This is a genomic window from Campylobacter concisus (assembly GCF_902460875.1).
GTDB classification, from domain to species: domain Bacteria; phylum Campylobacterota; class Campylobacteria; order Campylobacterales; family Campylobacteraceae; genus Campylobacter_A; species Campylobacter_A concisus_AA.
The window spans coordinates 80,772-103,485 of sequence record NZ_CABPVR010000001.1 but is presented as its reverse complement, the minus strand read 5'-3'; the positions used below and the strand labels follow the sequence as shown (position 1 = coordinate 103,485).

Here is a 22,714-nt window from a genome sequence, read left to right as displayed (position 1 = left end):
GAAAATAGGTATCATCGGACTTGGTCTTATGGGTGGCTCGCTTGGTCTTGCACTAAAAGATGAAAAATTAATCTCATGTGTCAGCGGATACGACAAAGACGAAAATCATAGCAAAAAAGCGCTTGAACTTGGCTTGGTGCATGAAATTTTAAGCATTGACGAGATGAAAAAGAAGTGTGACATCATATTTTTAGCTGTGCCAGTCGAGGCTATCGTGAGCATCGTGCAAAATTTAACCGATATTAGCGAAGATACAACTATCATTGATTTTGGCTCAACCAAACAAAAGATAATAGAAGCTGTGCCAGAAAAAATTCGTAAAAATTTCATCCCAGCTCATCCAATGGCAGGTACCGAGTATTCTGGTCCAGAGGCTGCTTTCAAATCACTTTACACAGGGGCAACTGTTATTGTTTGCGACTTTGCTGAGAGCGCAGAAAAACATGTAAAAAGAAGCGTTGAGCTATTTTCTTGCCTTGGTATGAAGATCATTTTTATGAGTGCGAAAGAGCATGATCATCACGTGGGTCTTATTTCACATTTGCCTCATGCGATTGCATTTTCTCTTGCAAGTGGAATTTTAAAAGAAGAGGATAAAAGGCACATCGTAGCGCTTGGCGGACCTACATTTAAGGGTATGATACGTGTTGCAAAGAGTTCGCCTTTTATGTGGAGCGATATCTTTAAGCAAAATAAAAATAATGTCGTTGAAGCGATAAATATGTTTGAAAAAGAGCTAAATTTATGCAAAGATCTCATAAAAGATGAGCGTTGGGATCAGCTTTTTGATTGGATGAGCAAAGCTAGAGCTGTAAGAGAAATTTTGTAATTAACTAAAAATTTATTGATTAGTATGTAAAATTTCGCAAATAAAATTTAAGGTAATAATATATGTATAGACGTGGAATAGGTGGTTTTGGTATCGTTGTAGTTTTACTTGTTTTGATATTAGCTGGTGGCTTTGGATATGCTTTGATGTCTAAAGACTTTGAGCGAAATGAGCCGATAATCGGTGTTGCTGATAAGGTTTATTGGAATCTTAGAACCCCAATGAATATCAAATTTAAAGATGATAGTGGTATAAAATTTGTACGAATTAGTATGAATGATGGGAAAAATGATCTAAATTTATTAAATCAAATCATACAAAATCCAAGTACTGAGCTTGATGTAAATTTAACCTTTCCAAAGACTGGCTTTTTTGCTCAAAAAGATACCTATGAGATGAATATCGAAGCTGTAGATACTAGCAAATGGAGCTTTTTTACTGGCAATAAAGCTAGTAAAAAAGTCGAAGTAGTGCTTGATACTTCAAAACCTGATCTTTACGTGCTTTCACAGTCTTATTCTATCTCAAAAGGTGGTAGCGCTGTTGTGGTCTTTAGAGCAACTGATAATCAGCTAAAAGAGGTTTATGTCCAGACAAATTTTGGTAAGAAATTTAAAGCTGTACCATTTTATAAAGAGGGCTTTTATGCAGCACTTGTTGCTTGGCCAGTTCAGGTTGAAAATTTTAGTGCTGAGGTCATTGCAAGAGACTTTGCAGGCAACGAGAGCAAATCTCACGTGAGATATTTTTACGAAAATGTAAAGTATAAAACTTCAACTATTGCATTAAATGATAGATTTTTAGATGGTAAGATAGTTGATCTAACTGATCAATATGCAAAAGATCCAAGCGCGCTTTCAAGGCTTGAGAAAATGAGATTTGTCAATGAAACGCTTAGAAACTCAAATGAGGAAAAGATAACAGCACTTACTACAAATCCTGGTGATGAGATGTTGGCTGGCTTTAGTGTGACACCATTTTACCCACTAAGAAATGGTAAAAAAGTGGCTGACTTCGCCGATCACCGATACTATACATATAATAACGAGCAAGTAAGCGAATCATGGCATATGGGAATAGACTTTGCAAGTGTGGCAGCAGCCCCTATAATAGCTAGTAATGCCGGCCGTGTCGTGCTAGCGTCTGAAAATGGAATTTATGGATTAAATATTGTGATCGATCATGGATTTGGGCTTTATTCGCTTTATGGACACTGCTCAAGCACTAGAGTAAAAGAGGGCGATATGGTTGCTGCTGGCGATCAGATAGGCACTACTGGAACTAGTGGTCTTGCGCTTGGCGATCACCTTCACTTTGGAATTTTAGTCCAAGGCGAAGAGGTGAGACCACAACAATGGATGGACAAAAAGTGGATAAAAGATAATATCACAAGTGTCTTAGATGCTGCAAAAGCGATGATAGATAAGAACTAAAAATTTGCAAAATTGATTTTTTAGTGCTATCATAAGCGGATTAAAAATATAAGGAAAATTCTTGAAACAAACTACTATCGCAAGACGCGTTGAGACCGTTGGTATAGGGCTTCATAAAGGTGAGCCGATAAGACTTATACTAGAACCTCTTGATGCAAATTCTGGCATTATTTTGCACCGCGAAGATCTTGGTATTAGTTTTAAAGCCGAACCTAAAAATGTGATAAATACACAGATGGCAACTGTTGTTGGTAATGAAAAAGGCTTTATTAGTACGATCGAACACCTGATGTCAGCCATAAATGGTTACGGTATTGATAATATTAGAATCTCTGTTGATGCAAATGAAATTCCAGTGATGGACGGTAGTGCAATAAGCTTTTGTATGCTACTTGATGAAGCTGGCATAAGATATCTTGATGCTGGCAAAAAAGTAATTCTTGTCCGCCGCGAAGTTGAAGTCGTTGAGGGTTCTAAATTTGTGCGAACTTCACCTTCAAGAAATCCAAAATTTGACTACACGATAAAATTTGATCATCCAGTTATTGGTGAACAAAGATATGTTTTTGATTTTAATAAAAGCTCTTTTATAAAAAATATAGCTCGTGCTAGAACTTTTGGATTTTTGAAAGATTTACAGCGTTTGCAAGCTCAAAATTTAGCTCTTGGTGCATCGCTTGATAATGCCGTGGCAATCGATGATACGCATATCCTAAATCCAGAGGGTTTGAGATTTGAAAATGAGTTTGTAAGGCACAAAATTTTAGATGCGATTGGTGATTTAAGCTTGCTTGGAGCGCCTTTATTGGGCGATTATACAGCATTTGCTGGAAGCCACGATCTAAATCACAAATTAACTCTTGCTTTGATGGCCGATGAGAAAAACTACGAGATCGCAACTCTAAACGGTGAACTTCTAAAAGAGTATCAAAAGGTATTCGCATAGAAAATATTGAAATTTTAGTTGTCTCTTTATCGACTCCGCTCTTGGTTGGAGTCTATAAAGACGGCGTAAAATTTGATGAAATTACTACTGATGAACATGTCAGTGAAGCTTTGATAAAAATCTTAGAAAATTTATCCTCTAAATTCAATATCACAAAAATTATCTATGCAAATACGCCAGGAAGCTTTATGGGGTTAAAGGTGGCCTATGTCATTTTAAAGACTTTCTCTTTAGTAAAGGGTTGCGAATTTTATGTGGTTAGCGGCTTTAGCTTAAATGGAGGTCAAGCGATCAGAGCAAATAAAAATTTAAGCTTTGTTTTAAAAGATGGCGAAATTTCACTTGAAAAAGTAGAGCCAGTAGGATTTAGGTTGCCTTTAAATTTAGATGAATTAAAACTAAATTCAGATACACTTCCAGATTATATCATCCAAGCAGTTTAGGAGAAATTTTGAATATCTTAGTCCCTGCAACAAGTGCGAATTTGGGCCCTGGTTTTGATGCTTTGGGGCTTAGTTTGAAGCTTTTTAATAGCGTGAAAATCGAGCCAGCAAAATTTAGCTCAGTATCGATAAACGGCGAAGGCAGTGGAAGTGTAAATTTAAAAAGAAATAATATATTCTTAAGTATTTTTAATGAAATTTTTTTTGAGCTAACTGGTAAAAATGAAAATTTTAGAGTCGTTTTTGAAAATAATATCCCATTTTCAAGGGGACTTGGTAGTAGCTCCGCTGTGATCGTTGGAGCCATTGCTTCAGCATACGAAATGGCTGGTTTTAAGGCAAGCAAAGAAACAGTTTTAAATAAAGCTATCATCTACGAAACCCATCCTGATAATATCTCGCCAGCAGTTCACGGCGGATTTATCAGTGCGATCGTAAAAAATGGCAATGTTTACGCAAATAAAATAAATTTATGTGACGAGATAAAAGCAGTAGTTGTCATCCCAAATAAGCCAATGAGTACATCCTCGTCAAGACAAATTTTACCAAAGAACTATACGATGAAAGAGTGTGTGAATAACTTATCTCATGCCGCTTTTTTAACGTCTTGTTTTTATGAAAAAAAGTATGATCTCTTAAAAATAGCAAGCAAAGATTTGATGCACGAAGAGCGTAGAATGCACGCTTTAGAAGAGCTTTTTGAAGTTAGAAAAGTAGCTTATGAAAATGGCGCTTTAATGAGCACGCTTTCAGGCTCAGGTTCAAGTTTTTTAAATATCGCTTACAAAGATGATGCTAAAAATTTACAAGATATTTTAAAGAGTAAATTTAGTGATTTTGGGGTTGAGGTTTTTTCATTTGATAACGATGGATACGAAATTACGCAAAGCTAAAAACAAGTTTAAAAAGATATAATGAACAAAAATAATCCTGTAAGGACATGTGTCGCTTGTAAAATTAAAATTTCTCAGAACTTGCTAAAAAGATACCGCTTGGTAGGTAAAAATTTAGAGCATGGCAAAGGAAATGGTCGTAGCTTTTATCTGTGCGACAAATGTATACAAAAAGATATAAAAATTTTAAAAAAAATAATTGATAAACAAACTAAAGGTGCTTTTATTTGTGATGCACCGAAGTTAAAGGAGATACTCTTAAATGAGCAATGTTAGGATTTCAGAGATCGCAAACGAGCTTGGCTATCCAAGTAAAGAGATAGTAGAAAAAGCTCAAGAGCTAGGATTAAAAGTCAAAACTCACTCAAATGCAGTTAGCCTTGAAGAGGCTGAAGCTATATATGAATATGTTCAAACTGGCGTGATACCAGATAAATTTAAAAAGAAAAAGAGTGAGCCTAAACCAAAAAAAGAGCCTAAAAAAGAAGTAGAAAAAGAGTCAGCAAAAAAAGAAGAAAAGCAAAAAAGTGAACCTAAAAAAGCTACTACTAAAACTGAGCCAAAGTCGGTAAAAGCTGAGCCTAAGAAAGAGGTACAAATTTTAGAAGAAAAGCAAAAAATTGAGCCTAAAAAAGAAGAAATAAAAGTAGAACAAAAACAAGTCGAAGCTCCAAGACCAAAAGAGAGCTTGGCCGATGTGACTCAAAAAAGACGTGGCCTTGTGATAGTAAAAAAGAAAAAAGACTATGAAGCGCCAATTGCTACAAAAGAAGAGAAAAAGCCTGAACCAAGCATAGCTAATATAAGCGATTTTAAAAGTATGTTTTCAGCAAATGATGAAAATTTAGCTAAGAAAAAGAAAAAAGATAAAAAAGTAGTTGTTGCAAGTAAAAAGGATAACACTCAGAAGATGGATCTACTTGGCGGAAGTGACTTTGGTGACATAGTGCTAGAAGATGAAGATGTAGTTGTTCTTCCTGATTTTAGTTTTAAAACCCCGGTGCCAGCACCAGCTCAAAAGACAAAACAGCCAAATGTTATGAGAACTACGGTCAACAATACGATAAATTCATTTGGCGAAGGCGGCATTCAAAGAAGAGCTAGAAAAAAACACAAAAAGCCTGAAAATAAACAAAACAATGAAGCTGTGACGTCTATAAATATTCCAAAAGAAATTCGTGTTTATGAATTTGCTGAAAAGCTAAACAAACAGCCAAGCGAGATTATTGGTAAGCTTTTCATGCTAGGTATGATGACAACTAAAAATGACTTTTTGGATGAAGATGCGATAGAAATTTTGGCTGATGAGTTTAATGTAGAGGTTAATATCATTGACGATCAAAAAGAATTTGACTACGTAGCAGCCTATGAAGAAGAGATAAAAGACGATGAAAATCTCCAGCCAAGAGCACCAGTCATAACCATCATGGGTCACGTTGATCATGGTAAAACTTCATTGCTTGATTACATAAGAAAATCACGTGTAGCAGCAGGAGAGGCTGGTGGTATCACTCAGCATGTTGGTGCTTATATGGTAAATAAAAACGGCAAAAACATCACGTTTATTGACACCCCAGGTCACGAAGCGTTTACTGCTATGCGTGCAAGAGGTGCTGGTGTAACTGATATAGTTATTATAGTTGTTGCAGCAGATGATGGTGTAAAACCACAAACAAAAGAGGCTGTCAGCCACGCAAAAGCCGCTGGTGTACCAATAATCATCGCGATAAATAAAATGGATAAAGAGTCAGCAAATCCTGACCTAGTAAAGACAGGTCTTGCCGAGCTTGATATCATGCCAACAGAGTGGGGTGGAAAATATGAATTTGTGCCAATCTCTGCAAAAACAGGCATGGGTATAGATGATCTATTAGAGATCGTACTTTTACAAGCTGATCTTTTAGAGCTAAAAGCAAATCCAAAAGCAAACGCAAAAGCTACTGTTATCGAGAGCTCACTTCAAAAAGGTCGTGGTCCAGTAGCTACCATCATCGTTGAAAACGGCACACTTCATGTTGGAGATACTGTCGTAGCTGGTGTCGCATATGGAAAGATAAGAAGCTTGCTTGATGACCAAGGTAAGCCTTTGCAAGATATAAAACCAGGCGAATGTGGTGTGATAGTAGGTCTTAGCGAAATAGCAGAGGCTGGCGAGACGCTAATAGGTGTAAAAACAGATAAAGAGGCTCGTGAATACGCACAGAAAAAAGCTGAATATATCCGCCAAAAAGAGCTTAGTAAGAGCACGAAAGTTAGTATTGACGAGCTTAGTGCTAAGATTGCTGAGGGTGAGTTAAAGACGCTTCCAGTCATCATCAAAGCTGACGTTGGTGGTTCACTTGAGGCGCTAAAAGCAAGCCTAGAAAAACTAGCAAATGATGAGATCAGAGTAAATGTCATCCACTCTGGTGTTGGCGGCATCACGCAAAGCGACGTGGCACTTGCTAGTGCGAGCGAAGACTGTATAATCCTTGGTTTCAACATAAGACCAACTGGCGAGATAAAAGAAAAGGCAAAAGAGAGCGGTGTCGAGATAAAGACTTATAATGTTATTTATAATTTAATTGACGACGTGAAAGCAATCTTGGGCGGACTAATGTCACCAATCATCAGAGAAGAGCAGCTTGGTCAAGCTCAGGTTCGTCAAGTGATCCATGTGCCAAAAGTTGGAACTATTGCTGGATGTATCGTCACTGAAGGTACGATAAATAGAGGCGCAAAAATTCGCCTTATTAGAGAAGGGGTGGTCGTTTATGAGGGCTTGGTAAGTTCGCTAAAACGCTTCAAAGATGACGTTAAAGAGGTTGCTAAAGGTTATGAGTGCGGCGTTGGTATCGAAAATTTCAACGACATTAGAGAAAACGACTATATCGAAAGCTTCAAAGAAGTCAAGGAGAAAGCCACTCTATGAACGCTAACGAAATAAAGCGTATGAGAACAGAGAGCGTGCTAAAAGAGCTCATTCCAGAGGCTTTAGCCACTCTTGAAGATAGCATTTTAAAGGGGCTTTGCGTCACTGACGTCGAGTGTAAAAAGGGCAGATACGACGCCTTTGTTTATCTTGATAAGATGGCTTTTGACGAGCGTGAACAAGAGTATATTTTGGGACATTTGAAGCGAGTTTGTAGGCACTTGCAAAACCACTGCATGGCAGCTGAGGGCTGGTATAGATGCCCAAATTTTCACTTTAAATTTGATGATAGGTTAGAGTATCAAAACCATATGGATAAGTTGTTTGATAAAATTTCAAAGGATTTAAACAAAAATGGATAATTTAGACAAACTAGTACGCGAATGCGGTGTCGAGCTTTATGACAGTGAGATCGCAAATGAAAATGGTAGGGCTATTTTTAGAGTTTATATTACAAAAAATGGCGGAGTGAGCCTTGATGACTGTGAAAAAGTAAGCCGTCTACTCTCGCCTATCTTTGATGTGACACCGCCAGTTAGTGGGGATTATAACCTTGAGGTTAGCTCACCTGGCCTTGAGAGAAAGCTTAGTAAGCCATCTCACTTTAAAGCGAGCGTTGGCGAGCTTGTAAAAGTTCAAACCGAGGCTGAGAAATTTGTAGGAAGGCTTGTAAAAGCGAACGAAGAGAGCATCGCAGTAGAAAACGAAGAGGGAATTTTTGAGATCAACATCAGTGAGATAAAAAAAGCAAAAACATATTTGGAGTGGTAAAATGCTAAGCGATATCGAGATAACTCACCAAACAAAACTTGAACACATCAGTAAAGTTGCCGCAAAACTAGGCTTAAACGAAGACGAGCTTGAACTTTACGGCAAATATAAGGCTAAAATTTCTCCAAAGCTTGAGCCGTCAAACTCAAAGCTCATCTTAGTCACTGCGACTAATCCAACCCCATATGGTGAGGGCAAAACAACTATGTCGATCGGTCTAGCCGACGCGCTAAATTCACTTAATAAAAAGGTTTGCCTAGCGCTTCGTGAGCCATCTCTTGGGCCAGTTTTTGGCATAAAGGGTGGAGCAGCAGGTGGCGGCTACTCACAGCTTGCGCCGATGGAGGATCTAAATTTACACTTCACTGGCGATTTTCACGCGATAACATCGGCAAATAACCTGATTTCAGCGATGATAGATAATAGCCTTTATCAAGAAAACCCACTAAAAATCGAGAAAATTTTATGGAAGCGCTGTATGGATATGAACGACCGCGCGCTTAGATTTATCACTGTGGGTCAGGGCGGTAGAACGGATGGCGTGCCAAGAGAAGATGGCTTTAACATCACTGCAGCAAGCGAGATCATGGCTGTACTTTGTTTAGCTACGAGCCTTTCTGATCTAAAAGAGCGCGTGGCAAATATCATGGTTGCCTACGATAGCGATAAAAAGCCTATCTATGTACGCGATCTAGGCTGTCAAGACGCTGTTTGCATACTTTTAAAAGATGCGATTAAACCAAATTTATTTCAAACACTTGAACACACACCTACACTCGTGCATGGTGGCCCATTTGCAAACATCGCGCACGGCTGCAACTCAGTCATTGCAACAAAAACGGCTCTAAATTTAGCCGACTACGTTATCACTGAAGCTGGCTTTGGCTCAGAGCTTGGTGCGGAGAAATTTTTAGATATAAAATGCAGGGTTGCTGACATCAAACCAAGTGCTGTGGTGCTTGTAAGTACGATCAGATCGCTAAAATATAACGGCGAAGCAAATAAAGATGAGATTACAAAACCAGATATGAACGCTCTTAAAAAAGGTATCGAAAACCTTGGCGGACACATCGAAAATTTAAAAGGAAAATTTGGACAAAACGTAGTTGTGGCGCTTAATAAATTTGGCTTTGACACAGATGAAGAGATAAATTTCGTAAAAGAGTACTGCCATAAGCTTGGTGTAGAAGTGGCAGTTTGTGAGAATTTCTTAAAAGGTGGCAAAGGTGCACTTGAGCTTGCTGAGCTAGTTTTAAAAGCGTGCGATAAGCCAAGTAAGATAAATTTCACATACGAGATGAGTGACGATACAAAAACTAAAATAGAAAAAGTCGCTAAGGAAATTTATGGAGCTGGTGAGGTAGTCTTTGAAGAGGCCGCCCTTAAAAAGCTTGAGATGATAAAAGAGCTAAATTTGAGCCATTTGCCAGTTTGTATCGCAAAAACTCAGTATTCATTTAGCGACGATGCGAAGCTTTTGGGCAGAGCAAAGGGCTTTACATTTAGCGTAAAAGACCTTGATATTAGAACCGGGGCTGGCTTTATCGTCGCAGTTTGCGGTAAGATCATGCTAATGCCAGGACTTCCAAAAGTGCCAGCAGCTGTTAATATGAAGATAGATGCAGACGGCAAGATCGACGGTTTATCGTAAATTTAGAAAATATGAAATTTGTAAAAATACTCTTTTTAATAGTTTTATGTGCTTTTTTAGTTGGATGCGGAGGAAGATATAAATATAATGTTGAGCCAACGCCGATACAAAAAGGCGTGGCTAAATACATTATTAGCGATTTTAACCTAACATTGACAAACCAGCCAACTAGATACGAGCATAACACTAACTATAAAAATGAAAACGAACTTCGTGATGAGTTTGTGGAATTTATAAACAAGCATCTAAAAGAGCAGGGCATTTTAGGGGACGAAAATAGCTTCAAGATAAAAATACAAATGGACTATGAAAGATGGTTTAACTGGGGTGGCAAGGCGTTAAACAAGCCACACTTTCGCTATAGCATAAAAATTTATGATAACGCTGATAGGCTTTTGGTCTCTTACGCTATACCACTCTCTACAACGAAATATAGCTATTTTAAAGAGATCGCTGTTTTGGCAGAGATTGCTGCATTTAGGTGGGACGCGGAGGATGAGCCAACTGATATCGACTTTATCTCAAAAACTCTTGTTGATGAGATAAAAGATATAGGAAAATAAATATAGTCTGCTAAGATGAACGACGAATTTTACATGGATCTTGCTTTAAGCGAGGCTTGGAAATTTCAAATATTAACCTATCCAAATCCAGCTGTTGGATGCCTTATCCTTGATAAAAATGGTCAAATTTTATCTTGCAAGGCTCATGAAAAGGCTGGATATTTACACGCTGAACCGACAGCGATACTCTTTGCGCTTTGCAAAAAAAGTGAAAAATTTAAAGATGATTTTATAAAAGCGTATAACGATAAATTTAGCTCTAATATAAAAGAGGGTGAATTTGGCCTTTTGGAGCCAAAATTTACCTATGAATTTATACTAAAAAATCACTCAAATTTACTAAAAAATGCAAAGGCTTACGTCACGCTTGAACCTTGCCTACATCATGGCAAAACGCCACCTTGTGCAAATTTGCTAAAAGAACTTGGCTTTAGTAGGGTGATAATAGGCAGCTACGATAAAAATAAAATCGCAAGTGGTGGTAGTAATTTGCTTAAAAGCACTGGTATAAAAGTTAAATTTGGCATTTTAAAAGAGCGTTGTGATAAGCTACTTGAGCCATTTTTAGCCTATCAAAATGGTAGCTTTAGCTTTTTAAAAATTGCAATTAGTAAAAACGGCGTGGCAAGTGGCGGCATCATCACAAATGAGCTTAGCCGTACGCATGTCCATAAACTAAGAAGTGTCATAGATACGCTAATAATTGGCGGCAACACAGTGCGAATAGACCGGCCAAAGCTTGATAGTAGGCTAGTAAGTGGCGGCAAAAATCCAGATGTCTTAATCTACTCAAGAAGTGATAAATTTGATAAAACTATACCGCTTTTTAGCGTGCCAGGGCGCAAAGTTAGTATTCAAAAAGAGCTTAGCTTAACAGGACTTAGTATGTTTGAAGGTGCTGGCGAGTTTTTAAAACTTGCAAAAGAGGGCAAGCTAGCAAGCGTAAAATGGCTACTTATCTATCAAAGCTCAAATTTTAAGGATGGTAAAAACTTGAGCCTTGATCTAAATTTAAAGCCACTATTTAGTGGGAATTTTGGAAACGATAGCTACACTTGGTATGAAATTTTGGATTAAATATCTAAGCCAAAATAGTGCTTAACTAAAAAGCCAATGCCAAATGAAATGATCGCAACACCAAAAGTTATCACACACATCTCAATCACTCTTGGCAAAAATTTAAGCTCTTTTGCCACGCTTATGTAAAAGTTGTAAGTGATAATGGCAATAAAGGCAAAGAAAAACATCGATAAGACAGCGTAAAGACCACTTGAAAAGATGAAAAATGGAAGTATCAAAAACGCCGTTGTTATGATGTACGAACCACCTGTGTAGAGCGAATAGGTAAGCGGTTTGATCTCGTCACTTGGATTTTCTTTTGACTCAAGATAGGCTGATCCTGCCATAGAAAGAGCAGCTGCAATGCCCATGATAAGGCCTGTCGCACCAACTGATTTTGTATTTGAAAAAGCTAGAGCGATGCCACTTAGCGTGCCGGTTAGCTCAACTAATGCGTCATTCATACCAAGAACAATACCGCCGGCATTTACGAGCTTTGTGTCTTTTAGCATAGAGATTAAATTGTTTTCATGATTTACTTCTTCATCATAAATATCTCTAGCTTCAGGATACTCATCAACGATATCAAGATAAAATTGCTCTGCGTCTTCTTCGCGCGACTCCATAAATTTTAAAGTAAAAGATGTACCAAAAATTTTAACTAGTATCGTATAGAAGATGACTTTGAATAAATTCGCAGTTCTGCTCTCGCCTGTTATCTTTTGGCAAAAAGTATAGTGTCGTTTTTCTTCAGTGATTAATTTACGAAGTATTTTTTTATTTTCTTCATTTTTTTCACTAGCTTCGAGTAACGTATAGATAGCGGTATCATCTGCTTCATTTTGTAGCTGTTTTAAAGCACGCTTTTTATCTAGCATAAATTCCCCTTTTTAAATTTTGTAAGATTTTGGATTTTGAAGTGTAAGATTAGATGGTGCGATCAGCGAGACTCGAACTCGCACACCTAGTGGCACTACCCCCTCAAGATAGCGTGTCTACCAATTCCACCATGATCGCAAAAAGAGTAAAAGCCCCAAAAAGGGGCTAAATTTAAGCTTTACGCTTAGCCAAGCATTGGGTTTGCGTAAAGAACGATAAGTGTAATAACAAGTGCGTAGATAACTTGTGCTTCGATCATCGCAAGAGCGATAAACATTGTAGTCATAAGTTTGCTACCAACACCTGGGTTTCTAGCTGTTCCGCTAATTGTTGCAGCAGCTGTATTACCCATACCAATGGCACCACCAAGAGCTGCAAGGCCAAGGCCAATACCGCCAGCGATAACTGAATATGATCTAATCATCTCGCCATCAGCGCCAAATGCAAATGCAGCAAGACCAAGAATTAAAAACACGATCTTTTTCATCGTTGCTCCTTTAAAATTTTAAAGCTCTTTCGGATCTGTCCCCTACTTAAACTTTATGAACCGTAATATTACAAAAACAAAACTTTGTTTCAAATAAAAACACTAAAAATTTAAATTGCCCATAAAAAATTCTTAGCTTAGAAAAATAAAAGTTTTTTTATGTTATCTTTGAAAAAATTAATTTATTCTTAATCCCGGGTAATCAATGATAAATGAAAAGTTTTCAAAAATAGGCTTTGTTCTTGCGATGGCAGGATCGGCTGTTGGACTTGGTAATGCATGGAAATTTCCAACAATGGTAGGAAACAATGGCGGTTCAGCATTTATAGTTTTATATTTACTTCTCACGTTTGCTATCGCTTTTGTAGCGTTTTTAGCGGAGCTTAGTATTGGTAAGCTTGGTGAGAGTGACGTTGTAAGCTCAATTTATAAACTTGCTCCAAAGCACAAAAAAGCGTGGTCACTCTCTGGCTTTTTCATGATCGGCGCAATTTTGATAGCTTCATTTTATATGGTAGTTATTGGCTGGATTTTAAAGTATATCTATCTTAGTTTTTCGCCACTTTTGGCTGATACTAAAGAAGTAGCCCAGCAGTTTAACACGCTTTTGGCAAATGATCTAACCAGTGCCGTGCTTTGCTTTAGCTTAGTCTTTTTGATGGTATTTTTTGCCGTTTCAAAAGGCGTAAAAAGTGGCATAGAAAAGCTAAATATTTGGATGATGCCAAGTCTTTTTGTTTTGCTTGTTTGTATGCTTTTTTACGCGATTAGCATGGGAGATGGCTTTGTTAAGGCGGCTAAATTTTTATTTGTACCAAATTTTAGCGCGATCACGCCAGATGTTATTTTACAGGCTCTTGGACTTGCGTTTTTCTCGCTATCTATGGGTGTTGGCGTCATACCGACATACGCTGCAAATTTACCAGAGCAGACAAATCTTATAAAATCAACGCTTTCTATCATCTTTATAAACATATTAATAGGCATTATGATGGGACTTGTGGTCTTTACATTTATATTTGCTTACGGGGCTGATAGCACGGCAAGTGGCCCAGGGCTTATTTTTATCTCACTTGTTACGCTTTTTGCAAAGCTTGGGATAGTTGGCAATGTCATGGCCATCGCATTTTTTGTTTCACTTTTATTTGCTGGTGTTACAAGTGCTGTTTCGATGATTGAACCATTTGCTTATTATTTGGTTAGAAAATTTGAAATTTCACGCAAAATGGCTCTTGTTTATATTGGAATTTTTGTCTATATTTTAGGCCTTTTTTGTATTTTTTCATATTATGCGCAGACGGCTAATATTTTTAGTATTTTTGGCAAGCCAGTCTTTGATGCACTTGATTTTCTTACTTCAAATATCATGATGCCAATAGGTGCCATAATTTTTAGTTTTTTTGTTGGCTATAAACTTAAAAAAGAGAGCCTATATCTACTCTTTGGCGAATTTATGGGAAAAGTATTCTTTGAAATTTGGTACTTCACTCTAAGATATATCGTGCCAATTGCAATTTGTGCCATCATGATCTATCAAATAGCAGGTAAATGATGGATAGATTTAGTAAAGTTGGTTTTGTTCTTTCTATCATTGGAGCGGCTATTGGCCTTGGTAATGCATGGAAATTTCCATATATGGTCGGTAGTAATGGCGGTTCAGCATTTATTCTTATATATTTATTTTTTGCTTTTGTTGTTGGACTTAGTATATTTTTTGCTGAGATGGCAATGGGCAAAATTTCACGCCTTGATACGGTTGGAGCATTTAAGAGTCTAGCTACAAAGGGGGCAAATTCTTGGAAATTTGCTGGTGTTGTGATGGTGACAGGGCTATTCATCGCATCTTTTTATACGCTCATTATCGGCTGGGTTTTAAAATACGTTATCTTAAGTCTTGGTGAGCTTCCAAAAGATATGGCAAGCTCAGAAGCGCTTTTTGTAAATTTTACTTCAAAGGGAATAGAGGAGCAAATTTTATATTTTAGCATCGCTTTTTTTGCATACTTTTTTATACTTACAAAAGGTATAAAAAGTGGAATAGAACGTATAAATGTATATCTTATTCCAGCACTTTTTATTTTGCTTTTGCTTATGCTTGGCTACTCTTTTGGCATGAATGGATTTGATGAGGCGGCTAAATTTTTACTAGTGCCTGATTTTTCAAAGATAGACCAAGGCGCTATCTTAAACGCTCTTGGGTTAGCTTTTTTTACGATGTGTATTGGCATTGGCTGCATTTTAACTTACTCATCAAGCCTAGGCAATGATACAAATTTATTCACTTCATCACTTTATGTAGTCTTTGCAAATATAATTATTAGCGTAATTATAGGACTTATAGTTTTTACATTCACCTATGAATTTGGCTCAGAGCCATCAAAGGGTGCAGGGTTAGCATTTATCTCGCTTCCAACGCTTTTTGCAAAGCTTGGTTTGCTTGGGAATTTCTTAGCTTTTGCATTTTTTACATCTTTATTTTTTGCTGGTATAACATCGGTTATTTCGCTAGTCGAGCCATTTATATTTTTCTTAAATAAAAGTTTGGGATTTAGTAGAAATAGATCAATTATCATTGTCGGTGCCGTAGTTTATGTTTTAGGGATTTTATGTGCATTAAGCGGTATTGGCAATTTTAAAGAAGCACTTACATTTTTTGGTAAGAGTTTTTTTGATTTGCTTGATTATCTTAGCTCAAACATTATGCTCCCACTTGGTGGCATTATATTTGCCATTTTTGTTGGGTACTTTATGAAATTTGAGCTTTTAAAAGAGCTATTCTTGCCTTATATGGGTGAGATTGTTTTTAAAATTTGGTATTTTTTAATAAGGTTTGTGGCACCAGTTCTAGTTTTTGTGGTGTTAGTAAGGGAGATTGCATAATGGCAAAAGAACAGTTTTCTAAAATAGGTTATGTTTTAGCAGTTGCAGGGTCAGCTGTTGGACTTGGCAATGCGTGGAAATTTCCATATATGGTCGGTGAAAATGGCGGATCAGCATTTGTTATTTTATATCTTTTGATAACGTTTTTAGTTGGCATACCTATCTTTATGGCAGAGCTAAGTATTGGCAAACTTAGTGAGAGCGATAGTGTAAATGCCTTTAGAAAGTTAGCGAATAAAAATAAAAATTTATGGCAGCTGGTTGGAATTTTAGCTATGGTAACCGCAGCTATAATCTCATCTTATTATATTGTTATCATCGGCTGGGTCTTTAAGTATTTCACACTATCTTTTACCGGTCTTCCAAACGATATAGAAAGTTCAAAAGTAATATTTAACGAGCTTCTTACACATGGTCTTGGCGAGCAGACACTTTATTTTGTTATAGCATTTGTAGCTTGCTTTTTTATCCTTTCAAAAGGAGTGAAAAGTGGCATTGAAAAGCTAAATGTTTGGATGATGCCAAGCCTATTTATCATGGTTTTAATCATGCTTATCTTTTCTATGACGATGAATGGCTTTACAAAATCGGCTGAGTTTTTACTTGTTCCTGACTTTAGTAAAATTTCATTTAACTCGCTCTTGCTTGCTCTTGGACTTGCTTTTTGGACACTATCTCTTGGTATGGCAGCGATCATTACATATTCAGCTAGCCTAAGTGACGATACAAATTTAGCTACTTCTACGCTAAGTATCGTTTTTATAAACATCGTCCTAGCCATCATGATGGGTCTTGTTATCTTTACATTTATATTTGAATTTGGCGCAGAGCCGTCTCAAGGACCAGGGCTTGTCTTTATCTCGCTTCCAACGCTCTTTGCTAAGCTTGGTGTGATAGGTCAAATTTTAGCTGTGGCATTTTTTGCAGCACTTATCTTTGCTGGCATTACTTCAGCTATCTCTATCGTAGAGCCGTTTGTATTTTTCTTGATCAGAGAGTATGGCATTAGTAGGATAAAAGCTCTTAGCATAGTTGGAACTGGTGTTTTTGTATTGGGATTTTTATGTCTTTTATCAAATATAGAAAATGTTGGCGACAAATTTATGCTCTTTGGTAAAAATTTCTTTGATTTTCTTGACTTTACCGCTTCAAATGTTCTGCTTCCAATTAGTGGTATTGGTGGAGCGATATTTGTTGGATATTTTATGAAAAAAGAAGCACTTTATGTGTTATTTAGTCCATATATGAGCGACTTTGTATTTAGTGCATGGTATTTTTTATTAAGATATGTGGCGCCAGTTTGCGTCTTTATCATCATGATAAATAAATTGTTTTTTTAAGGGTTGTTTATGCAAAAAGTTGAGAAATTTTTTGATAAGGTCGGCGATATAGTCGGCTATATTTGCATGTTTATTATGGCTTTGATGATAATAGACGTCTTTTTTAACGTTGTGGCAAGATACTTTTTCTCTTATGGAAACGTCGCATTTCAGGAGCTTGAGTGGCATTTTTTTGCTGTGATATTTCTACTTGGCATGAGCTATGCATTAAAAGAAGATGCACACGTTAGAGTTGATATCTTTTACGCTAAATTTTCACCAAAAAATAAAGCTCTTGTAAATATGATAGGAACTGTTATTTTTGTAATTCCATTTGCACTTTTGGTTTCAAATTTATCGTTTGAATTTGTGAGTGATGCTTATACTTCAGCTGAAGCTAGTGCAGATCCAGGCGGTCTTACTCACAGATGGATCATAAAAGCACTTATTCCTTTTTCTTTTTATCTGCTTGTATTTTTTGCGATTGGCTTTTTTATAAGAAATTTTAATCTTTATAAAAAAGCTAAAAAGGGGGAATAATGGCTGGTTTAATAATGTTTATAGCCGCACTTTTGATGCTAGGTATTGGCTTTCCAGTAGCCTTTACCTTTGGTGCGGTTTCGATGATATTTGGCATGATTGGTAGTATTGTTGAGAGCATTGGAGACGGAGACGGGCTACTTGGAAGCATCGAAGTTTTTAAAGATATGTTTAACTTCATGCCTTATAGAATTTTCTCTATCATGGAGAGTAGAATTTTTATAGCAGTTCCACTTTTTGTCTTTATGGGCGTTGTGCTTCAAAAGTCAAAACTAGCTGAGAGGCTACTTGAGAGCATGGGTATGCTTTTTGGAGAAATTCGCGGAGGCATTGCTATTAGCACTATCTTGGTTGGAGCACTTCTCGCAGCTTCAACTGGTGTTGTTGGTGCAAGTGTTGTTGCAATGGGCGTTATAAGCTTGCCTGTCATGCTAAAGTATAAATACGACCAAGCGCTAGGTTGTGGCACTATATGTGCCGCTGGTACGCTTGGACAGATCATTCCGCCTTCTATCGTGCTGATTATCTTGGGTGATATATTTTCAGTGCCAGTTGGTGAGCTTTTTCATCAAGCCATCATCCCAGGACTCACGCTAGTAGCAGTTTATATCATTTATATTTTGATTGTTGCTTATTTGAAACCAGATACAGCACCTGTAGTAAAAGATGAGAGCGGTGTTAGTAAATTTAAGCAGATCATGAGAGCACTAATCGCTATCTTTCCGCCGCTTTTACTAGTTATTTGCGTGTTGGGTTCTATATTTGCAGGTATTGCTACACCAACTGAAAGTTCGGCTTTTGGCTGCGTCGGAGCCATTATTTTAGCTATTTTTTACAGGACATTTTCATTTTCTATGATAAAAGAGGCATTGGCAGAAAGCGTAAAAACTACAGCACTTGTCTTTGCCATACTTGTTGGTGCGACAGCCTTTTCTATGGTATTTAGTTATACTGGTGGAGATGAGATTGTTGAAAAATTTATGACAAATTTACCAGGCGAGAAGTGGGGCTTTATTATTTTTAGTATGGTTGTCATCTTTGTGCTTGGCTTTTTTATCGACTTTGTTGAAATTTCATATATCGTGCTTCCTATCTTGGTGCCAATAGCTGCAAAGCTTGGTATAAATCCAATTTATCTAGCAATCTTAGTTGCGATGAATTTGCAAACTTCATTCCTAACGCCGCCATTTGGATTTAGCTTATTTTTCCTAAGGTCAGTCGCACCAGCTGAGATAAAAACTACTGCTATTTATAAAGGTGTTGTGCCTTATATTTTTATTCAGCTTGCTGTACTTGTATTTTTCTGCGTCTTTCTAATGGAATTAAAGCCAATGCTTGATGCGAGCCACGGCGGATTATTAAACTTCTTACTCTCACTTTTTAAATGATATAAAAGTTTTTGGTTGTAAAATACCAAAGAACAAGCAAAATGGCTAATTTGAGTTTCTAACCAATTTAGCCATTTTCTATGAATTCTTTAAATAAATTTATAAAATTAATGAGGTAGGTGATGGCGAAGAAATTTATCGATGTTATGGATACGACCTTTAGAGATGGCTTTCAGTCGGTTTATGGTGCTAGAGTGCTTATGAACGACTTTTTGCCCGCGCTTGAAGCAGCCAAAGAGGCTGGCATAGAGCATTTTGAATTTGGTGGCGGAGCGAGATTTCAAAGCCTTTATTTTTACCTAAATGAAGATGCTTTTGCGATGATGGATAAATTTAGAAGCATCGTAGGACCAAAAGCAAATCTTCAAACCCTAAGCAGGGGCGTAAATACCGTAACACTTGATACTGGTAGTCGTGAGCTAATCGACCTTCACGCAAAGCTTTTCAAAAAACATGGAACCACTACTATTAGAAATTTTGACGCACTAAATGACGTTGAAAATTTAAAATATTCAGGCGAGAGAATAGCTCATCACGGACTAAAACACGAAGTTGTAGTTACGATGATGGATCTGCCTAGTGGCTGTGTGGGGGCTCATGATGTTAAATTTTATGAGAAAATTTTAAGAGAAATTTTAGATGCAAATATCCCATATCACAGCGTTTGCTTTAAAGATGCAAGTGGCACAAGTAGCCCACAAAAGGTCTATGAAACCATAAAAATGGCTAGAAAATTATTGCCAGAAAAAACTCACATCAGACTTCACACTCATGAAACCGCAGGCGTAAGTGTGGCTTGCTATCTTGCAGCGCTTGAAGCTGGCGTTGATGGCATAGATCTAGCCGCAAGCCCAGTAAGTGGCGGTACAAGCCAGCCAGATATCTTAACTATGCTTCACGCAGTAAAAGGCAAAAACTATGATCTTGGCGGACTTGACGTGGAGAAAATTTTAAAATATGAAAGCGTTTTGAATGATTGCTTAAAAGAGTATTTCTTGCCGCCTGAAGCTGTGCAAGTAAGCCCACTCATACCATTTTCACCGATGCCTGGTGGCGCGCTTACAGCAAATACCCAGATGATGAGAGATAACAACATCTTAGATAAATTTCCAGAGGTCATCCTTGCGATGCGAGAGGTCGTGCAAAAGGGTGGATACGGCACTTCAGTGACCCCTGTTAGCCAGTTTTACTTCCAACAAGCATTTAACAATGTGATGTTTGGCAAGTGGAAGAAGATTGCCGGGGGATACGGCAAAATGGTGCTTGGCTATTTTGGTAAAACCCCAGTTACGCCTGATAAAGAGATCATCAAGCTTGCAAGCGAGCAACTAGGCTTAAAACCAACTACAAAACACGCAGTTGATATAGCTGATAAAGATGAGAGTAAGTCGCTTGCTCACGTAAAAGAAATTCTAAAGCAAAACAATATAAAAACTACCGAAGAAAATATATTTATAGCAGCAGCTTGTAAAGAAAAGGGTATTGCGTTCTTAAAAGGCGAAGCTAAAGTAAATGTAAGAAAAATCGATCCAAACGCTAAGACAAACGAGGGCAGACAAACTCAAAGTGGCAGATATAGTGTCGTTGTAAATGGTAGCCGCTACAATGTCGAAGTAAGCGAGGGCTTTAACGATAGCATCCAAGTAAAATCAATCACCGAAGTTGAAGGCAAGAGCGTAAAAAATGCTAAAAGTGCAGCAGCAGGCGCAACAGCAAATGATATCGTTGCTAGCTTGCCAGGCGCTGTACATAAAATTTTAGTAAGTGTAGGGGATCAAGTCAAAAAAGGGCAAGCTGTAGTCGTGCTTGAAGCGATGAAGATGGAGATAGAGGTCAAAGCCCCAAAAGATGGTGTGATAGGCTCTATTGAGGTTAGCAAAGGTCAAAGCATCGCAAGCAATCAAGTGGTGGCTAAATTTAAATAAATTTGCCACTTTTAAAAAGATAGTGTTAAGCGAAATTTGATTAACATTTTGATGACTTTTAGGTCAGAATTTATAAAGAAATGAAAATTTTAAAAGGAAACAACATGATAAATAAACTAGATGAACTAGGTCTAAAAGAGATCAAAAAGATAAATCACAATCTAAGCTACGACGAGCTTTTTGAGCTTGAAAAGGCAAACAACGAGGGCAGGGTTTCAAGCAACGGCACATTTATGGTTGATACGGGAATTTTTACTGGAAGAAGCCCAAAAGATAAGTACTTTGTAAAACAAGATCCAAGCCAAAAATATATCGCTTGGGGCAAGATAAATCAGCCTATCACAAAAGAGCTTTTTGACAAGCTTCTTAAAAAAGCAAAAGAGCAGCTAAGCGGCAAGGAAATTTTCATCCAAGACGCATTTTGTGGAGCTAGCAAAAAGAGCCAAAAATCAGTCCGTTTTGTCACTGAAGTAGCGTGGCAAGCACATTTTGTAAAAAATATGTTCATCCGTCCAAACAAGGAAGAGCTAGCTAAATTTGAGCCTGATTTTGTAGTATATAACGCTTGTAAGACAAAAAATGAGGACTACAAGGCTGATGGGCTACATTCAGATGTCTTTGTTATCTTTAATGTCGAGGAAAATGTCGCTGTGATCGGTGGCACATGGTATGGCGGTGAGATGAAAAAAGGCATTTTTTCTATGATGAACTACTGGTTGCCACTTGAGGGCAAACTAAGTATGCACTGCTCTGCAAACGTAGGTGAGAAGGGCGATACAGCGCTATTTTTTGGTCTATCTGGCACTGGCAAAACGACACTTTCAACTGATCCAAAACGCAAACTAATAGGTGATGACGAGCACGGCTGGGATGATGATGGCGTGTTTAATTTTGAGGGTGGCTGCTACGCAAAATGTATCAACCTTGATCCAAGCAGCGAGCCAGAAATTTACGCAGCGATCAGGCGTGATGCGCTACTTGAAAACGTTGTGGCTGACGAAAATGGCGTGGTTGATTACAAAGATGGCTCAAAGACTGAAAATACACGTGTGAGCTATCCGATCTATCACATCGACAACTACGAGCCAAGCTCAAGCGCTGGCCATCCAAAAAATATCATCTTTTTAAGTGCTGACGCTTTTGGCGTACTTCCTCCAGTTGCAAAGCTGACAAAAGAGCAGGCGATGTATTATTTTTTAAGTGGCTACACAGCAAAAGTTGCTGGCACAGAGCGCGGTATAACTGAGCCTGTCGCTACTTTTAGTGCTTGCTTTGGCGAGCCATTTATGCCACTTCATCCAACCGTCTATGCAAAACTACTAGGTGAGAAGATCGATAAACACGGCGTTAATGTCTATCTTGTAAATACAGGCTGGAGCGGTGGTGCTTACGGCGTTGGCAAGCGTATGAGCATAAAAGCAACACGTGCTTGCATAAATGCGATCCTTGATGGCAGCATCACAAAATGCGAATTTGAAAATTTTGATAAATTTAACTTCGCTATACCAAAAGAGCTTGATGGTGTCGAGACAAAACTGCTAAATCCTATAAATACATGGACAAATCCTGCTGAGTATAACGCTTCACGTGATAAACTTGCTAAAATGTTTGTTGAAAATTTCAAACGCTATGAAGATGTAAAAGAGGGTGTTGAATACGCTAAAGCTGGTCCAAAAGCTTAATTTATATAGCCTTGCAAAGAGTTTGCAAGGCTGTTCCTAATATCTTACAAGAATTTTTAGTTGATATTTTTTATATGACTAAATTTAAAGTATTTCTCTTCTAAATTATAAGCTC

General features: G+C 37.6%; 21 protein-coding genes and 1 tRNA gene. 19 read left to right on the top strand and 3 right to left on the bottom strand.

The window, feature by feature from the left end; genetic code table 11:
- The 12 genes from F3H01_RS00545 to ribD all read left to right on the top strand — a co-directional run.
- A partial coding sequence (locus tag F3H01_RS00545; RefSeq protein WP_149724516.1) for a prephenate dehydrogenase occupies positions 1 to 829 on the top strand: 829 nt, incomplete at its 5' end.
- 62 nt (positions 830 to 891) lie between these two features.
- Positions 892 to 2,262, top strand: a complete 1,371-nt coding sequence (gene pgp6, locus F3H01_RS00540; protein WP_149724483.1) for a peptidoglycan metallopeptidase Pgp6 — start codon at positions 892 to 894, stop codon at positions 2,260 to 2,262.
- Between the two features lie 61 nt (positions 2,263 to 2,323).
- Entirely contained in the window at positions 2,324 to 3,208 is an 885-nt protein-coding gene (gene lpxC / locus F3H01_RS00535) for a UDP-3-O-acyl-N-acetylglucosamine deacetylase (protein ID WP_107792707.1), read from the top strand.
- A gap of 41 nt (positions 3,209 to 3,249) precedes the next feature.
- A complete protein-coding gene (locus F3H01_RS00530) occupies positions 3,250 to 3,651 on the top strand; it encodes a glycoprotease (RefSeq protein ID WP_149724482.1) in 402 nt (133 codons plus the stop codon).
- 8 nt (positions 3,652 to 3,659) lie between these two features.
- Complete coding sequence (gene thrB, locus F3H01_RS00525) at positions 3,660 to 4,544, top strand: homoserine kinase (RefSeq protein WP_149724481.1); 885 nt, start codon at positions 3,660 to 3,662, stop codon at positions 4,542 to 4,544.
- 21 nt (positions 4,545 to 4,565) lie between these two features.
- On the top strand, positions 4,566 to 4,820 hold the full coding sequence (locus F3H01_RS00520; protein WP_035167247.1) for a YlxR family protein: 255 nt from the start codon (positions 4,566 to 4,568) through the stop codon (positions 4,818 to 4,820).
- A complete protein-coding gene (gene infB, locus F3H01_RS00515; protein WP_149724480.1) occupies positions 4,807 to 7,455 on the top strand; it encodes a translation initiation factor IF-2 in 2,649 nt (882 codons plus the stop codon). The genes F3H01_RS00520 and infB overlap by 14 nt, the downstream gene beginning before the upstream one ends.
- Complete coding sequence (gene rbfA, locus F3H01_RS00510; RefSeq protein WP_021090755.1) at positions 7,452 to 7,817, top strand: 30S ribosome-binding factor RbfA; 366 nt, start codon at positions 7,452 to 7,454, stop codon at positions 7,815 to 7,817. Before infB ends, rbfA begins: the two co-directional genes overlap by 4 nt.
- Positions 7,810 to 8,226 carry a ribosome maturation factor RimP gene (gene rimP, locus F3H01_RS00505; protein ID WP_149724479.1) on the top strand — a complete coding sequence of 139 codons (417 nt, stop codon included), beginning with the start codon at positions 7,810 to 7,812 and terminating at the stop codon, positions 8,224 to 8,226. The genes rbfA and rimP overlap by 8 nt, the downstream gene beginning before the upstream one ends.
- A 1-nt stretch (position 8,227) precedes the next feature.
- Complete coding sequence (locus F3H01_RS00500) at positions 8,228 to 9,877, top strand: formate--tetrahydrofolate ligase (RefSeq protein ID WP_149724478.1); 1,650 nt, start codon at positions 8,228 to 8,230, stop codon at positions 9,875 to 9,877.
- A gap of 11 nt (positions 9,878 to 9,888) precedes the next feature.
- Positions 9,889 to 10,440 carry a hypothetical protein gene (locus F3H01_RS00495; RefSeq protein ID WP_149724477.1) on the top strand — a complete coding sequence of 184 codons (552 nt, stop codon included), beginning with the start codon at positions 9,889 to 9,891 and terminating at the stop codon, positions 10,438 to 10,440.
- A 15-nt stretch (positions 10,441 to 10,455) separates the two neighbouring features.
- Positions 10,456 to 11,517, top strand: a complete 1,062-nt coding sequence (gene ribD / locus F3H01_RS00490; protein WP_149724476.1) for a bifunctional diaminohydroxyphosphoribosylaminopyrimidine deaminase/5-amino-6-(5-phosphoribosylamino)uracil reductase RibD — start codon at positions 10,456 to 10,458, stop codon at positions 11,515 to 11,517.
- On the opposite strand, the gene F3H01_RS00485 is transcribed toward ribD, so the two are convergent.
- The 3 genes from F3H01_RS00485 to F3H01_RS00475 all read right to left on the bottom strand — a co-directional run bounded on the left by F3H01_RS00485 (position 11,514) and on the right by F3H01_RS00475 (position 12,865).
- Complete coding sequence (locus F3H01_RS00485; protein WP_149724475.1) at positions 11,514 to 12,377, bottom strand: VIT1/CCC1 transporter family protein; 864 nt, start codon at positions 12,375 to 12,377, stop codon at positions 11,514 to 11,516. The two genes, ribD and F3H01_RS00485, sit on opposite strands and share 4 nt — an antisense overlap.
- A gap of 54 nt (positions 12,378 to 12,431) precedes the next feature.
- Positions 12,432 to 12,516: transfer RNA gene (locus tag F3H01_RS00480), tRNA-Leu, on the bottom strand.
- A gap of 46 nt (positions 12,517 to 12,562) precedes the next feature.
- Positions 12,563 to 12,865 carry a F0F1 ATP synthase subunit C gene (locus tag F3H01_RS00475; RefSeq protein WP_004317263.1) on the bottom strand — a complete coding sequence of 101 codons (303 nt, stop codon included), beginning with the start codon at positions 12,863 to 12,865 and terminating at the stop codon, positions 12,563 to 12,565.
- Between the two features lie 205 nt (positions 12,866 to 13,070).
- On the opposite strand from F3H01_RS00475, the gene F3H01_RS00470 reads away from it, so the two are divergent.
- The 7 genes from F3H01_RS00470 to pckA all read left to right on the top strand — a co-directional run bounded on the left by F3H01_RS00470 (position 13,071) and on the right by pckA (position 22,599).
- On the top strand, positions 13,071 to 14,417 hold the full coding sequence (locus F3H01_RS00470; protein WP_149724474.1) for a sodium-dependent transporter: 1,347 nt from the start codon (positions 13,071 to 13,073) through the stop codon (positions 14,415 to 14,417).
- The gene (locus tag F3H01_RS00465) at positions 14,414 to 15,745 is read left to right on the top strand and encodes a sodium-dependent transporter (protein ID WP_149724473.1); all 1,332 of its coding nucleotides are present in this window, start codon (positions 14,414 to 14,416) and stop codon (positions 15,743 to 15,745) included. Before F3H01_RS00470 ends, F3H01_RS00465 begins: the two co-directional genes overlap by 4 nt.
- Positions 15,745 to 17,085: a sodium-dependent transporter gene (locus tag F3H01_RS00460; RefSeq protein ID WP_149724472.1), complete on the top strand. Its 1,341-nt coding sequence runs from the start codon at positions 15,745 to 15,747 to the stop codon at positions 17,083 to 17,085. Before F3H01_RS00465 ends, F3H01_RS00460 begins: the two co-directional genes overlap by 1 nt.
- 9 nt (positions 17,086 to 17,094) lie before the next feature.
- Entirely contained in the window at positions 17,095 to 17,604 is a 510-nt protein-coding gene (locus tag F3H01_RS00455) for a TRAP transporter small permease subunit (RefSeq protein ID WP_021090735.1), read from the top strand.
- Positions 17,604 to 18,992 carry a TRAP transporter large permease gene (locus F3H01_RS00450; protein ID WP_054196248.1) on the top strand — a complete coding sequence of 463 codons (1,389 nt, stop codon included), beginning with the start codon at positions 17,604 to 17,606 and terminating at the stop codon, positions 18,990 to 18,992. The genes F3H01_RS00455 and F3H01_RS00450 overlap by 1 nt, the downstream gene beginning before the upstream one ends.
- A 122-nt stretch (positions 18,993 to 19,114) precedes the next feature.
- Positions 19,115 to 20,917, top strand: a complete 1,803-nt coding sequence (locus tag F3H01_RS00445) for a biotin/lipoyl-containing protein (protein WP_149724471.1) — start codon at positions 19,115 to 19,117, stop codon at positions 20,915 to 20,917.
- 107 nt (positions 20,918 to 21,024) lie between these two features.
- Positions 21,025 to 22,599, top strand: a complete 1,575-nt coding sequence (gene pckA / locus F3H01_RS00440; RefSeq protein ID WP_188116329.1) for a phosphoenolpyruvate carboxykinase (ATP) — start codon at positions 21,025 to 21,027, stop codon at positions 22,597 to 22,599.
- The last annotated feature ends 115 nt before the right edge of the window (positions 22,600 to 22,714 follow it).